The sequence below is a fragment of the Nesterenkonia sp. AN1 genome, from assembly GCF_000582475.1.
GTDB classification, from domain to species: domain Bacteria; phylum Actinomycetota; class Actinomycetes; order Actinomycetales; family Micrococcaceae; genus Nesterenkonia; species Nesterenkonia aurantiaca.
Window position 1 is genome coordinate 39,168 of record NZ_JEMO01000015.1, and the last position, 14,033, is coordinate 53,200.

Here is a 14,033-nt window from a genome sequence, read left to right on the forward strand (position 1 = left end):
GATCCACCTGGGAGGCCGTGACGCTCTGCGGGCCGACCAGGACGGCTGGAGGGTTGGAAGGTGGAAGGCGAAGATCCGGTTTTGGACTTCTGCCGGGAGCTGTGATGTGATGCACAAGACATGTGACCCATCACACGTGAGTCTTGTGTCACCACAATCACCTTCACTACGGATCGTCGGGCACGTACCTGCCCGTGAAAGGGACATATCATCATGGCTTCTGTGACCTATGCCTCCGCCAGCCGGATCTATACTCCGGGCGCGCGACCGGCCATCAATCAGCTTCAGCTCGAGATCGCCGACGGCGAGTTCCTGGTCCTGGTGGGACCCTCCGGCTGTGGCAAGTCCACCGCGCTGCGCATGCTCGCCGGCCTCGAAGAGGTCAACGAGGGAGCCATCATGATCGGCGGTGAGGACGTCTCACACGTCTCACCCAAGGATCGCGACATCGCGATGGTCTTCCAGAACTACGCGCTCTACCCGCACATGTCCGTGGCCGAGAACATGGGCTTCGCGCTGAAGATCGCCGGGGTCTCCAAGGAGGAGCGGGCCGATCGGGTGATGAAGGCCGCTGAGATCCTGGACCTGGTCCCCTACCTGGAGCGCAAGCCCAAGGCTCTCTCCGGTGGCCAGCGTCAGCGCGTGGCCATGGGCCGCGCGATCGTGCGCTCCCCCAAGGTGTTCCTGATGGATGAGCCGCTGTCCAACCTCGACGCCAAGCTGCGCGTGCAGACCCGTACGCAGATCGCCGCACTGACCCGCGAGCTGCAGACCACCACCGTCTACGTCACCCACGACCAGGTCGAGGCCATGACCATGGGCGACCGGGTGTGCGTGCTCAAGGACGGGGTGCTGCAGCAGGTGGACTCCCCGCGCAACCTCTACGACAACCCGGCCAACGTCTTCGTGGCCGGCTTCATCGGATCCCCCGCGATGAACCTGTTCCAGGTCAAGATCCAGGGCCAGGGCGTTGTGGTGGGCCAGGACGTCATCCCGATCCCCGACGGCCACCTGGACAAGGCTCACGGCGATCAGGTCACCCTGGGCGTGCGTCCCGAGGACATGGAGCTCAGCACCGACGGGACCGGCCTGCAGATGACCGTGGACCTGGTCGAGGAGCTCGGCGCCGACGCCTTCATCTTTGGCACTCCCGACGGCATCAAGACCTTCCAGCCCTTCATCGTCCGGGTGGACGGACGCCGTCCCCCGATGCGCGGCGAGCGGGTCACGATCAAACCGAACCCGAACCATGTGCACCTGTTCGATATCGAGAACGGACTGCGCCTCAACGGCTATGTCCCTGACCACACACCCCACGCATCACTCTCCGACGTGGAAGCCCTGGCAGACGCTGAAGACTGATTGAACCCAGCATCACCCCAGGTCAAAAAGGATTGACCGCCCTTGAGCCGGGGGTCGACGCCCTGGCATCCAGCAACTGCACAGGTAAAACCCCGTAGGGTGGGACTCATGGCCAATAGAGCACTGTCTATTGTCATTTCCATCGTGCTGGTGCTGGTGGTCCTTCGGATCGCCCTCTGGCTGTTTGGCATCGTTCTAAACCTGTTCTTCAACATCGTTCTGGCGATCCTAGTGGTGGTGGGAATCTTCTTCATCATCCGGGCCGTCAGCAGACGTTAGCGAAACACCTTATGATCGACCAGACACATCATTATCGAAAGGCAGAAAAACATGGGACGTATCCTCCCGATCAGCTTGACCGCCATCCTCCTCATCGTGATCATCGTGATCCTGGTGACGTGATCCGCTGAATCTAGCAACACCTGAGAGGGCGGGATCCGAGTATTCGGGTCCCGCCCTCTTGCTGTGCCCGGCGACTCCCCAGCGCCGCCGCAGTGCACCGGATCGAAGCTCAGTCCTCGCTGAGTCCCGCGGCCGGTTCCACCTTCGACAGCGCCCGAGCCGGGAGCAGCGCCGCGAGCGCGGCGGCGAGCAGCGTGATCCCCCACAGCATCACCAGCCGCAGCCACGGAATCTCCACCGCAACGGCCCAGTCCTCGCGCGCCACCATGGAGGCGACACCGGCCCAGCCGAGGAACACCGCGAGGATGGTGCCGATCAACAGCGCCGCTGAAGCCAGCAGCAGCGCCTCGATGGTGATCATCTGCCCCACCGAGCGGCGGTTCATGCCGACGGCCCGGAGCAGGGCTGCCTCACGGCGACGCTCGAGCACCGAGAGCGAGAGCGTGTTGCTCACCCCGATCACGGCCACCAGCACTGAGGCTCCCAGCAGGACCAGCACGATCAGCAGCACCATGTCGATGGTCTGTGAGTAGCTGGCACGCATGAGTGCCCCGACGTCGTTGAACTCCTCCGTGTGATCCTCCAGCAGCCCCGCCAGACCGTAGGACTCCTCGGGGCCGACGCCCTGGGCGAGACGGATCAGCGTGATGCCCTGCGCATCGCTGAAGGCCCAGGGAGATGCCGCCTGGGCCGGATCGTCACCGGGCAGGGATCCCGCGGTGATCAGCACCGTCTCTGCCGGAAGCCATGAGGCGATGGAGGCCTCCACGGTGATCGCCTGGTCCTTGGCACCGGAGGAGGCCGTCCCATACGGCGTGAGTTCCACCTCGGCACCGTCACCGGAGAAGACCTGACCGTTGAACTGTTGAGCGAGGACCGCCTCACCGGAGCCCGGAGCGAGGCCCTCCGTGCGGGCCACCTCTGCGAAGGTCTCGTCATCGACAAGGATCACTCGACCCTCGGTGCTGCCCAGCTCGCCCACCACCGTGGCGGGAGTGCCCGCGGCGCTGCTGAAGGATTCGACGAGGTCGCTCTCGGCGAGGTCTGCCTCCAGCTCCTCACCCACGGCATACGCCGAAGCCTCCACCGGGTAGCGCTCGGCCAGCTCGTCATAGAGCACCGTCTGCGCCGTGGAGGCCCCCACCATCATGGTGCCCACCAGGGTGACCCCGACCAGCAGGGCCGAGGCGGTCGCCGTCGTGCGTCCCGGCACCTGCTGGGCGTTGCGTCCGGCGAGCCGGGCGTTGACCCGCAGACCGGGCAGCCTGCTCAGGAGTGCGCCACCATGCGCCACCAGTGGCGGCACCACCAGGCGGGCCAGCACGAGGACTCCGCAGAAGCCGAGCATGGCGCCGGCCACCCCGACCAGCGGCGCCGGCAGGCCCAGTGGAACGTTCTCCCCTGCGGCGAGCAGCGCGGCGGTCAGCACCGCGGCGAACCCGCCCAGCGTCAGGACCAGTCCGATGACGATGCGCGCCCTCGACGGCCGCCCCGCTGCCGGGGTCAGCCCGACCGGGCGCAGCGCGGCCATCGGTGAGACGCGTCCAGCCTTGATCGCCGGGACCAGGGCGGAGAGCACCGTGACCGCGAGACCCAGCCCGAGCCCCACCGCGACGGCGAGCACCGTCGGTGTGGCCAGCGGGAGGTCCGGGGCGAAGGTTGCTCGGGCGATGGCCGAGAAGCCCAGCGCCGCGCCGGCGCCCAGCACGACGCCGGCCGCGCCGCCGATCAGCCCCAGCAGGCCGCCTTCGAGCAGGGTCGCGCGCTTGAGCTGCACAGAGGTGGCACCGATGGCGCGCAGCAGCGCCAGGGTGCGCGCTCGCGAGGCGACGAGCACCTGGAACGTGTTGGAGATGACCAGCCCGGAGACGAAGACCGAGATGCTGCCGAAGCCGATGGCCAGGTAGGCCAGCCCGTTCGCGCTTCCCGACTGCTGGGCCATGCGGGCATCGACGATCTCCTCGGTGGTCTGCACCTGCAGCGCGGTGAGGCTGGCGGCCCGATCCTCATCCAGATCCGCGGCCTGTCCGGTGATCAGCTCCTGGATCTGAGACTGCACCGCAGTGGCCTCCCCCTCGGCAGCGAGCTGCACCCGGATCTCTTCGGGCGAGGGGCTGGCGGGCATCCGCTCCATCCCTGCGCCGGTGAGGTAGCCGCGTGGTGCACCCTGGGTGTCCAGCACGCCTACGACGGTGTAGTCCTGCTCCACCACGGTGGGCTCCGCATCCTCCGGGGCGCCCTCCTCCGCGCCCTCGGCGTAGACGAACTCCTGGGCGGTCAAGGTGACGCCGAGCTCGAGACCTCGGCCCTCGACGGCCGCCGAGCTGATCACGACCTCGTCCGCGGCCTGAGCCTCACGCCCCTGAGCGATCTCACCGGCCCGGGTCGCCGACTGTTCGCCCACCTGGAAGCCGATCGTGGAGCTCCCGTCCTCGGCCAGCTCGCTGAGGTAGCCGGATCCGATGGCGTCGGCCACGGCCACGCCGTCAAGCTCCTGGATCGCTTCGGCGAGCGCCACGTCCTCGCGCAGCGGCTCCTGGGTCTCCTCGTCCCAGCCGGAGACCCAGTGGGTCTCGATGATCAGGTCGCTGCCGGCGGCCTCGGCCTCGATCTGCTGGGTGAGGCCGCGGGTGAAGGAGTCCAGCATCAGGATTCCTGCCACGATGAACGCCACGGAGATGGCGACGGCGGCGCCGGCGGCGAGGAGCTTCCTGCCCGCCGAACGCAGGTTGACCCGCAGCACCGGGTTGCGGCTCATCGGCCGGCCTCGATCAGCGCGGCCGCGAGCTGTGCCGCGGTCGGACTCTCGAGTGTCCCGGCCACTCGCCCGTCGGCCAGCAGCACGGTGCGGTCGGCCTGGGCGGCGGCATTGGCGTCGTGGGTGACCATGATGACGGTCTGGGCGAATTCGTCCACCGCGGTGCGCAGCAGGCCAAGCACCTCGGCGCCGGTGGTCTGGTCCAGGTTGCCGGTGGGCTCGTCGGCGAAGATCACTGCGGGCCGACCCACCAGTGCCCTGGCCACCGCCACGCGCTGCTGCTGACCACCGGAGAGCTCGAAGGGACGGTGCTTCAACCGGTCGGCGAGCCCGAGCCGGTCGATGACCTGCTCGTAGAAGGTACGGTCCACGGATCCGCCGCCCAGGTTGGTCGGGAGCAGGATGTTCTCCTCGGCGGTCATCGCCGGGACCAGGTTGTAGGACTGAAAGATGAACCCGATACTCTCGCGGCGGACCCGGGTGAGCTGCTTCTCGTTGAGCCCGGTCAATGTGGTCTCGCCGCGCTCCGAGGACAGGATCACCTCGCCGTCGTCGGCGGTGTCCAGTCCGGCGAGCACATGGAGCAGCGTGGATTTCCCGGAGCCGGAGGGCCCCATCACCGCGGTGAACCTCGCGGCGGGGAACTCGATCGAGAGGTCGCGCAGCGGGTGGACCGCCGCGTCCTCGGCGCCGTAGGTCTTGTTCAGCGCCCTGGCGCGCAGCGCGGGAGTCAGTGTGGTGAGCATGGACTTCACACTACGAACGGGCAGGGTGCTCCCACATCGGACCACAGGCCGGTCCGGACCTCATCCTGCAGGATGAGCTGCGGCGGTGCGGGAGTTCGGCGGCTGTGCCGGTTCAGGCCACCAGCCCGGTCTCGTAGGCGAAGACCACGGCCTGGACCCGGTCGCGCACCTCCAGCTTCGCGAGCACCTGCCCCACATGGGTCTTCACGGTGGCCTCGGAGACGAACAGCCGGGCGGCGATCTCGGTGTTGGAATCTCCTGTGGCGAGCTCCAGCAGGATCTCACGCTCCCGATTGGTCAGCCGATCCAGCCGCTGCTGCTGCCCGGCATCGGGGCTGCGCCGTCGGCCACCCTCGCGCAGAGTGGAGTCCAGCAGCCTGCGGGTGGTGGTCGGGGCGATCACCGCTCCGCCGGTGGTGACCGTGCGGATGGAGTCCAGCAGCGCCTCGGGCTTCACGTCCTTGAGCAGGAAGCCGGAGGCCCCCGCGCGCAGCGCCTCCAGGGCGTATTCGTCGGTGTCGAAGGTGGTCAGCACAATCACCCGGGTCTTCGACAGTGCAGCATCCTCGGTGATCCTCCGGGTGGCCTCGAGTCCGTCCATGATCGGCATCCGGATGTCCATGAGCACGACATCGGGAAGGTGCACGCCGGCTGCGGTGAGCGCGTCCTGGCCGTTGCCGGCCTGTTCCACCACCTGCAGGTCCGGCTGCGAGTCGATCACCATCGCGAACCCGGCGCGCAGCAGCGCCTGATCATCGGCGAGCAGGATCCGGATCTTCGCCGGTCCGGTCTCCGCTGCGGCGCCCCATCCGGTGTTCTGCCCTGGGTCCTGCTTAGGGTTCGAGGAGGGGTTCTCCTCGGGGTTCGAGGAGGCATTCTGAGCGGTGATCATGGGTTCTCCCGGCCATGGTTCGAAGGATTCGCCTCAGCGGCGGACCCTCCAGGCGATGCGGCTGCCGCAGTGCGCAGCGGGAAGCGGGCCAGCACGTCGAAGCCGCCCGCGTGCGCCCGGGTCGTCACAGTGCCGCCATAGAGCCGGGCCCGTTCGGCCATGCCGAGCAGTCCGGAGCCGGCGCCGTCGTCCGCCGTCGCCTCACCCAGGCCGGAATCCCGGATCTCCAGCATCAGTGCCGGCTCGGACTCCGCCGCCGTGGCGACCCAGACCTCGGCCTGGGCCTGCGGGCCAGCGTGCTTGAGCGTGTTGGTCAGCGCCTCCTGGACGATCCGGTAGGCCGCGAGGCCCACACCCTCGGGCAGCCGGGGGATGGACTCGCTGAGCATGTGCAGTCGGACCGGGAGGCCCGAGGCGGTGACATCGTCGATGAGCTGGGGCAGGTCGTCGACTCCCGGCGCGGGGCGCTTCTGGAGGGCACCCTCCTCCTCGCGCAGCACTCCGAGCATCCGGCGCATCTCGGTCAGCGCCTCGCGTCCGGTATCGCTGATCGTTGCGAAGGCGGCCTCGGCGCGGTCCGGGTGCTGCTGCAGCACGTACCTTCCGCCGTCTGCCTGGGCGATCATCACCGACATCGAATGCGAGACCACATCGTGGAGCTCCCGGGCGATGCGCATCCGCTCGGCGTCGACGGCCAGCCGCGCCTCCTGGTCCCGCTCACGGATGAGCAGCTGGTTGCGCTCCGAGATGGCCTCGAGCTCTCGACGACGACGGCCGGCCAGGTGCCCGGCGAGCCAGAAGACCAGAGCGATGGCGCCGGCGAAGCCGCCGGTGAGTCCGGCTCCGCCCAGCGAGTCTGTCCACTCGCCGCCATAGTCGTACTGCTGCATGTAGTACAGGTCCAGGTACACGAAATAGGCGCCCAGCGCCGCGGCCCCGAGCAGCGCCACGGCGAGATAGCTCCATGAGACGCGCGGTGTGCCGTATTTCGCGCACACATAGACCGCCAGCGGCACGGCGAGTGCGGAGACTCCCGGCGCCGCGCCGATCACCAGCTGCCCGGCGCAGAAGACCGCCATGAACCCGGCGGCCGCTCCCGGGTTGGTGCGTGAGAAGGCGAGCGGCAGGATGCACAGGGTCTCGACGATGATCCCCGCATACCAGGGGACCTCGATCCCGATCTCGCTGAAGGAGCGCCTGCCGCCGGAGTGCGAGAACAGCATCAGCACCAGCAGCGGCAGGACCTTGACCAGGGCATCGATCAACCGCTGCCGGGTGCGGGTCCTGGCCCCCTGGGGATCAGTCAGCGGCGGCATCGCGGCCTCTGCCCCGTTCCGCCGGCCCGGCTTCTTCCTGCCCGGCTTCTTCCCGCCCGGTTTCTTCCTGCCGGGCTGCTTCCTGCCCGGCTGCTCGCCGGGCCTCCTCACGGCGCTGCGCCACCTCCTCGGGCGCGTACTTCTCCACCATGCCCTTCTCCGGGCGGCCATGTTCGCGGCGGTAGCGCACGGTCTCCGAGACCAGGTAGATCGCAGGCCCGATGATCGGCAGCAGGAAGATCACCGCGCCCCAGATCGTGGTGCGTCTGCCGGTCTTGCCCGAGTCCTGGACCAGCACCATCAGTGCCGCCACCAGCAGCCCTACTGCGGTGACCGCAATCGCCCAGGCCCAGACGGGGTTGCTCTCGGTCAGGAGGCGTAGCGCGACCGCGGAGTTGAAGGGATTCACAGTCTCAGTCTAGAAGCCGCGCCTGGGCAGGGCCTCCTCCTGCGGGACCAGATCAGCGCCGGTGAGGCAATGCCTCGCCAGGTCAGACCCGGCTCTGCCGCAATGGACCCTGGCACGCTTAGACTTCGCTCACGGATCGACGTGGTGGGCCGGCACAGCCCGGTCCAGGGCCGCGCCGTGGTGGATCGGGAACCGAGAGGTGGACGGCATGGCGAAGCTCTCTGCACGCGGTGCCGCCTTCCTGCGAGCACACCTGATCCACCTGATCTGCGCCCTGGCACTGGCCTCCCTCGCGCTGACTCCATCGCTGGTGCCCCGCCCGACGGTCTTCCAGGGCGTCATGGCCGGGCTGTGGTTCATGGTCGGCTTCCAGCTCGGGTTCGCGGTGCGCGCCGCGGTCCGGGCTCTGGCTCGGCGTCTCTCCGGCAGATGGCCCAGGTCGATGGCAGGCCCGGACGCTCCTGCCGACTCCACTCGCGGCGGGCGGGAAGGGCGCTCACCGCTTCGCGCGGGGGGCCTCGCCGCTGCCATCGGCGTGGGGCTGTTCATCTACGTGATCGGCTACGGGGCGCTGGTGGTCTCGTGGCAGAACGAGGTCCGCGAACTGGTGGAGATGGAACCGGTCGACGGCCCCGGGCACGCCGCGTTCCTGGTGAGCATGGCCACGACGATGCTCCTGGTCTTCGGGATCGCCAAGGCGATCACCGCGCTGCGCGACGCGGTGGGACGCTGGGTGGCACGCCGAGGGGGTTCCGCGCGACGGACCCGCTGGGCCTCGCGGACCACGGCCGTCGCCGCGGTGCTCGCCCTGGTCCTGGGCCTGATCGGCGGTGGGCTCGGCGTCGTCGGGCGGATCTATCAGGACCGCGATGCCGGCACGCTTGAGGGCAGCTCGCCCCCGGTGCTGCCCGGCCGCTCCGGCGGACCTGGATCGGCCGCGGACTGGGACGGGCTGGGCCGACAGGGCCGAGCCTTCACCGGTGGCGGTCCCAGCGCGGCGCATATCGCGCAGGTCACCGGCACTTCGGCAGAGGAACCGGTCCGGGCCTACGCCGGACTGTCGCAGGGAGCAGACATGCAGGCCCGGGCGGAGCTGGTCGTCGAGGAGCTCGAGCGCCACGGCGGGTTCGACCGTGAGGTGCTGCTCGTCGCCACGCCCACCGGTTCCGGCTGGCTCGAGCCGCAGGCGATCGCGGCTCTGGAGTACCTCTATGCCGGGGACACCGCCGCCGCGTCGATGCAGTACTCGGTGCAGCCCAGCTGGGTCTCGTTCCTGTTCGACCCCGAACTTCCCCGGAATTCGAGCCAGGCGCTGTTCGACGCGGTCCACGCGCGGTGGCAGGCGCTGCCCGAGGCGGAGCGGCCCCGGCTGGTGGTCTACGGGCTGAGTCTGGGCGCCCTGGGCATGTCTGGCAGCTTCGAGAGTCTGGAGGACCTGCTGGCGCGCACCGACGCGGCGCTGTTCACCGGTCCGCCGGCGACCTCCGAGCCGTGGCGCACCCTGCAGGCGAACCGGGATCCCGGGAGTCCCGTCTGGCAGCCGATCTATCGGGACGGAGAGCGGGTGCGCTGGCAGTCCAAGCCCGGTGACTTCGCCGCGCCGGAGGGTTCATGGCGAGAGCCTCGCCTTGGTTATCTCCAGCACGCCACCGACCCGATCACCTGGCTGGATCCAGCGGTGATCTATCGCTCCCCCGAATGGCTGAGCGGGCCAGCGGACTCCGGTGGACGCGGCGCCGATGTCAGCGATTCGATGCGCTGGATCCCCGGTGTCACGTTCCTGCACCTGGTGGCGGACATGCTGGTCAGCGAGGCGGTGCCGCCCAGCCACGGTCACAACTTCGGCGACGTCGCGGTGGACGGCTGGGCGCAGGTGCTTCCGGGCCATGAGCGCAGCCAGGCGCAGCTGGATGAGATCCAATCCGTCATCGAAGGCATCGACACCCACGACCCGACCTGGGAGTGAGGCTTGCACCGACCTGCGCTGGGGAGCGGATCAGCGTTGCGGCGTGGATCAGCGCTGCGGCCAGACGGAGCGCTCCCGCATGACCTCGGCGAGCGCCTCGGCGTCGTCCGTGATCAGACCGTCCACGCCCATGTCCAAGAGCTCGCGCATCTCGGCAGGCTCATCGACCACCCAGACGTGGACCTGAAGGCCCGCCCGGTGGCAGCGCTGCACGAAGCGCGGGGTCACGACCCGGACCCGGCCCTGGGAGACCGGGACCTGTACGCAGTCGATCTCGGCGATGCGACCGCCGAGCCGGCCGATCAGCCCCAGCGGGCCCAGCAGCACGATCAGCGCGGTGGCCGCCCAGCCACCGGAGGCGGTGACCGGCCGGGTCAGCCGACGTCGGACGCGGTGGCGTCGGGCATCGTTGAAGCTGGCGACGAGCACCCGGTCGTGGGCCTGGTGCTCCTCCACGAGACGCACGAACTCGGTGACCGCGGCGGCGTCCTTGAGGTCGACGTTGAGATGGACGTCGTCCCAGGCGTCCAGCAGCTCCTCAAAGCGCACCAGAGGTTCGCTGACGTCGTCTCCGGTGCCTACCCGCAGCTCGGCGAGCTCCGCCCAGGTCTTCTCGCTCAGCCGGCCGCTTCCGGTGGTGGCGCGGTCCAGCTCCTCGTCGTGGAAGACCACCAGGGTGCCGTCGGCGGCCGTGCGGACGTCGATCTCCAGGTAGCGATAGCCGAGTTCGACCGCGTGGCGAAACGCGCCCATGGTGTTCTCCCGGCGCGGATCGGCACCGCGGTGCGCGAAGGCCAGCGGCCGATGGTGCAGCGGGCCGGGCCGGGAGTTCAACAGGTACGGAACATCCCGGTAGGCCGGCCGGCGGGAGAGCTTGGGCATCTAGAGCTCTCCGGCGAGCAGCTTCTCGATCACCTGCGCCACGCCGTCCTCGTCGCAGGAGGCTGCGGTGTGGTTCGCGGCGGAGCGGGCCTCCGGGTGGGCCGAGCCGACGGCCCACGAGGTGCCGGCCCAGCGGAGCATCTCGATGTCATTGGGCATGTCCCCGAAGGCGACGACACGTTCCTGATCGATCTGCTGGGAGGCGGCGTAGCGGGCCAGGCCGGCTGCCTTGTTCACCCCGGGGGCGGAGAGCTCCAGCAGGCTCACCCCGGGAGCGGAATGCGTGACGGTGAGCAGGTCCCCGACCATCCCCTGGACCCGGCCCAGGAACTCATCCGGGGCCATGGTGTCGGTCTTGCAGAGCAGCTTCACGACCCGGTCGGTCACGTGGGCGCTGGTGACGTCACTTCCCGGGGTCTGGGCCGCGTTGCTGAGCCCGTCGCGCTCCAGGGTCTCGTCCAGCGGTCCGAGCCGCAGGTCCTCCTCGGTGACGCCGGCGGCGCGGCGGCGGTCGGCTTCGAAGAACAGCGAGCCGGCGATGAAGGGCTCCTCCATGTGCAGGTGCTGGAGGGTCTCGGCCGCGAAGGAGGCGCGGGGATCAATCTGGCTGATCATGTCCTTGACGCTGAACAGCGCCTCGGCGTCCAGGGCGGACTCGTGGATCAGCCGGTCGGCGGCGAGGTCGTAGATGACCGCTCCGTTGGAGGCGATCACGGTCCCCGGCGCCCCGAGCGTCTGGCTGATGTGCTTGAGCCAGCGCACCGGGCGTCCGGTGACGAGCACCACCCGGACCCCCGCCGACTGGGCGGCCTGAAACGCCTCGACGGTGCGCATCGAGACCGTGCCGGAGTGGGTGTGGGTGTAGCTGAGGATGGTCCCGTCGATGTCGCTGGCGATCAGGTGCACCGGTCCGCCGGTGAGCGTCGGAACGGAGGCGGGGAAGGAGAGCTCGGTCATCGGCTCAGCTCTCGAGCGCCTGGGCAAGCTCGTCCGCGGTGGGCGGCTGGGCACCGAAGCGGGAGGAGTTGATCGCCGCGGCACGGGCGGCGGTGCGCAGCACGGTGGCCAGCTGCTCGGTGCTGATCTCCCGCAGCGCTTCCCGCCGGGAGGCGCCGAGCAGATGCATTCCGCGCAGCGTGGAGAGCGTGGCGGCCATGAAGGAGTCCCCGGCGCGACCGTGTCGGCCACCTCGATGGAGAAGGCCTCCTGCTCGGCGAAGCCGGCTCGGGTCAGCCCCATCGCCCCGGAAGGCCCGCGGGTGACGGTGACGAGGGCGGGCCCCAGCTGCATCCAGGCCTCCATGGTCTCGCGGTGGCTGCGCTCGGGATAGAGCAGATCGAGATCATCGGTGGAGGCCTGGATGACGTCGGCGCGGGCGATGAACTCCTCGGCCTGCCGCCGGGCCTCTTCGCGGTTGGGCACCAGGGTGGGGCGGTAGTTCGGGTCATAGGAGATGGTCGCGACGACCCGCGCCCGATCCAGCACCCCCTTGACCGTCTCCGCGCCAGGCTGGAGCATCGCCCCGATCGAGCCGGCATGGAGGTGCTCCAGCGGACCGGCCTGGACCGGGTCACCGCGCTCCGGGCCTGCGTGTTCCGAGTCTGCGTGTTCCGGGCCTGCGGCGGCAGGCTTGGTCTCCCGGGCCAGGGCGCAGAACTTGTTCTCCAGCTCCTCGGCGCTGGGAAGCGTCCAGTCCAGGGTGAATTCGTAGCTGGCCTGCCCGGTGGGGTCCAAGGTGGCCCGAGCCACCGAGGTCGGGGAGGCGTCGGCGTCGAGCAGGGCGGTGATGCCCTGGGCTCGCAGGCTGCGCGCGATCATCCGGCCGTAGTCGTCGTCGCCGCGGCGACCGGCGAAGACCACGTCGTGCTCCAGCCGGGCGAGTCCCACCGCGACATTGAACGGCGAGCCCCCGACGTGCGCTTTAGGGGCAGATGTCTCCGAATGGACGACATCTACCAGGCATTCTCCGATGACCGCCAGGTATGCACTCACGCTACTAAAGTACCGCACCGGGGAAGGCTTAGAGCTGTCTGTAAAGCTCATAGCCCCCGATGAGGTTGCGCAGCTGCGCCTGCGGGTGGCGCTGGCGCAGCACTTCCAGCGCCTGACGGGAGCGGACCCCGATCTTGCAGTAGAGCACCACAGGTCTTCCGGCGTCATCCTCGAGTCCCGAGACTCCGGCGTCGTCGGCCCAGAGATCGCGCAGCGGGACGTTCACCGCGCCCTCGATGGTGCCCATCTGGTGCTCCCAGGGCTCCCGTACATCAACGATCCCACCGATCGCTCCGGCGTCGATGAGCTCACGCAGCTCCTTCGGGGTGAGCTCGTCCGCGAGCTTGGGATCCCCGGTGAAGGGGTTGAAGTCGAGGTCCTCGACGTCGGCGGGCTGATCTGCTGCGGGCTCCGATTCAGGCTGCTCGACGGCGTCCGGGGCGGGGGCGGCAGGAGCCTGCGCGGCTGCCGCGGCGAGGGCGGCTGCCGCGGCGGGGGCATCCTCGCTGAACCCGCCGAGTCCCGCGACGTCGGCGCCGATGCTGGTCACCGGCACCCGCTCAGGATCCGGGTGCAGGCTGATCTCGCGGAAGCTGGCATCCAGCGCGTCATAGATCAACACCCTGCCCAGCAGGGTCTCACCGATGCCGGTGAGGAACTTGATCGTCTCGGTGGCCATGATCGAGCCGATCACCCCGGGCAGCACGCCGAGCACCCCGGCCTGAGCACAGGTGGGGACCTCCCCGGCGTCGGGAGCCTCGGGGTAGAGATCACGGTAGGCGGGACCGTGACCGGCCCAGAAGAGACTGACCTGGCCGGCGAAGCGCAGGATCGACCCGGAGACCATCGGCTTATCGGCGATCTCACAGGCATCGGCGACCACATAGCGGGTCGTGAAGTTGTCCGAGCCGTCCACCACGATATCGGCCTCGTTGATCAGCTCCAGCGCATTGGCGGCCGTGATCGGCTCCCGGTGCTCATGGATGACGATCTCGGGGTGCAGCCCGCGCATCACCGCCGCGGCGGAGGCGGTCTTGGGCTCCCCGATGCTGGCCTCGGAGTGGATCACCTGACGGTGCAGGTTGGAGCGGTCCACCACATCGTGATCGATCACCTCGATGGTGCCCACCCCGGCGGCGGCCAGGTAGGTCAGGATCGGGGCACCCAGACCCCCGGCGCCGATGACCACCACGCGGGAGTTCAGCAGCTTCGCCTGGGCCTCGATACCGAAGCCGTCCAGGGAGAAGTGCCGCTGGAACCGCTCCATCTGGGAGCGGGAGAACTGAGAGAGATCATTCATCGTGGGGC

The 14,033-nt window shown here is 69.1% G+C and carries 11 protein-coding genes; 3 read left to right on the forward strand and 8 right to left on the reverse strand.

The genetic code is table 11. The annotated features are described in order from the left end of the window. Positions 1–213: 213 nt before the first annotated feature. Positions 214–1,362 (forward strand): ABC transporter ATP-binding protein, encoded by a 1,149-nt coding sequence (locus tag BG28_RS08180; protein ID WP_036475671.1) that lies wholly within the window; start codon positions 214–216, stop codon positions 1,360–1,362. A 108-nt stretch (positions 1,363–1,470) separates the two neighbouring features. Continuing rightward, positions 1,471–1,641: a hypothetical protein gene (locus BG28_RS15650; protein WP_161634819.1), complete on the forward strand. Its 171-nt coding sequence runs from the start codon at positions 1,471–1,473 to the stop codon at positions 1,639–1,641. 232 nt (positions 1,642–1,873) lie between these two features. Here BG28_RS15650 and BG28_RS08185 read toward each other — a convergent pair whose 3' ends face one another. From BG28_RS08185 to BG28_RS08205, 5 genes are all read right to left on the reverse strand, one after another. After that, the gene (locus BG28_RS08185; protein ID WP_036475672.1) at positions 1,874–4,522 is read right to left on the reverse strand and encodes an FtsX-like permease family protein; all 2,649 of its coding nucleotides are present in this window, start codon (positions 4,520–4,522) and stop codon (positions 1,874–1,876) included. Further along, complete coding sequence (locus BG28_RS08190; protein WP_036475673.1) at positions 4,519–5,268, reverse strand: ABC transporter ATP-binding protein; 750 nt, start codon at positions 5,266–5,268, stop codon at positions 4,519–4,521. The genes BG28_RS08185 and BG28_RS08190 overlap by 4 nt, the downstream gene beginning before the upstream one ends. 112 nt (positions 5,269–5,380) lie before the next feature. Beyond that, positions 5,381–6,037, reverse strand: a complete 657-nt coding sequence (locus tag BG28_RS08195; protein WP_036475837.1) for a response regulator transcription factor — start codon at positions 6,035–6,037, stop codon at positions 5,381–5,383. A gap of 119 nt (positions 6,038–6,156) precedes the next feature. Beyond that, positions 6,157–7,476: a sensor histidine kinase gene (locus BG28_RS08200; RefSeq protein ID WP_051501191.1), complete on the reverse strand. Its 1,320-nt coding sequence runs from the start codon at positions 7,474–7,476 to the stop codon at positions 6,157–6,159. Beyond that, on the reverse strand, positions 7,460–7,885 hold the full coding sequence (locus BG28_RS08205) for a PLD nuclease N-terminal domain-containing protein (RefSeq protein ID WP_036475674.1): 426 nt from the start codon (positions 7,883–7,885) through the stop codon (positions 7,460–7,462). Before BG28_RS08205 ends, BG28_RS08200 begins: the two co-directional genes overlap by 17 nt. A 208-nt stretch (positions 7,886–8,093) precedes the next feature. Here BG28_RS08205 and BG28_RS08210 point away from each other — a divergent pair, with 208 nt between their 5' ends. Next, positions 8,094–9,851 carry an alpha/beta-hydrolase family protein gene (locus BG28_RS08210; RefSeq protein WP_051501192.1) on the forward strand — a complete coding sequence of 586 codons (1,758 nt, stop codon included), beginning with the start codon at positions 8,094–8,096 and terminating at the stop codon, positions 9,849–9,851. 48 nt (positions 9,852–9,899) lie between these two features. Here BG28_RS08210 and BG28_RS08215 read toward each other — a convergent pair whose 3' ends face one another. Genes BG28_RS08215 through moeB form a run of 3 tightly spaced genes read right to left on the reverse strand, consistent with a single transcriptional unit; the run spans position 9,900 to position 14,025 of the window. After that, on the reverse strand, positions 9,900–10,733 hold the full coding sequence (locus BG28_RS08215) for a glycerophosphodiester phosphodiesterase (protein WP_036475675.1): 834 nt from the start codon (positions 10,731–10,733) through the stop codon (positions 9,900–9,902). Beyond that, positions 10,734–12,725 carry a Cof-type HAD-IIB family hydrolase gene (locus BG28_RS16775; RefSeq protein ID WP_369797213.1) on the reverse strand — a complete coding sequence of 664 codons (1,992 nt, stop codon included), beginning with the start codon at positions 12,723–12,725 and terminating at the stop codon, positions 10,734–10,736. A gap of 28 nt (positions 12,726–12,753) precedes the next feature. Next, complete coding sequence (gene moeB / locus BG28_RS08225) at positions 12,754–14,025, reverse strand: molybdopterin-synthase adenylyltransferase MoeB (protein ID WP_036475680.1); 1,272 nt, start codon at positions 14,023–14,025, stop codon at positions 12,754–12,756. Positions 14,026–14,033 lie beyond the last annotated feature (8 nt).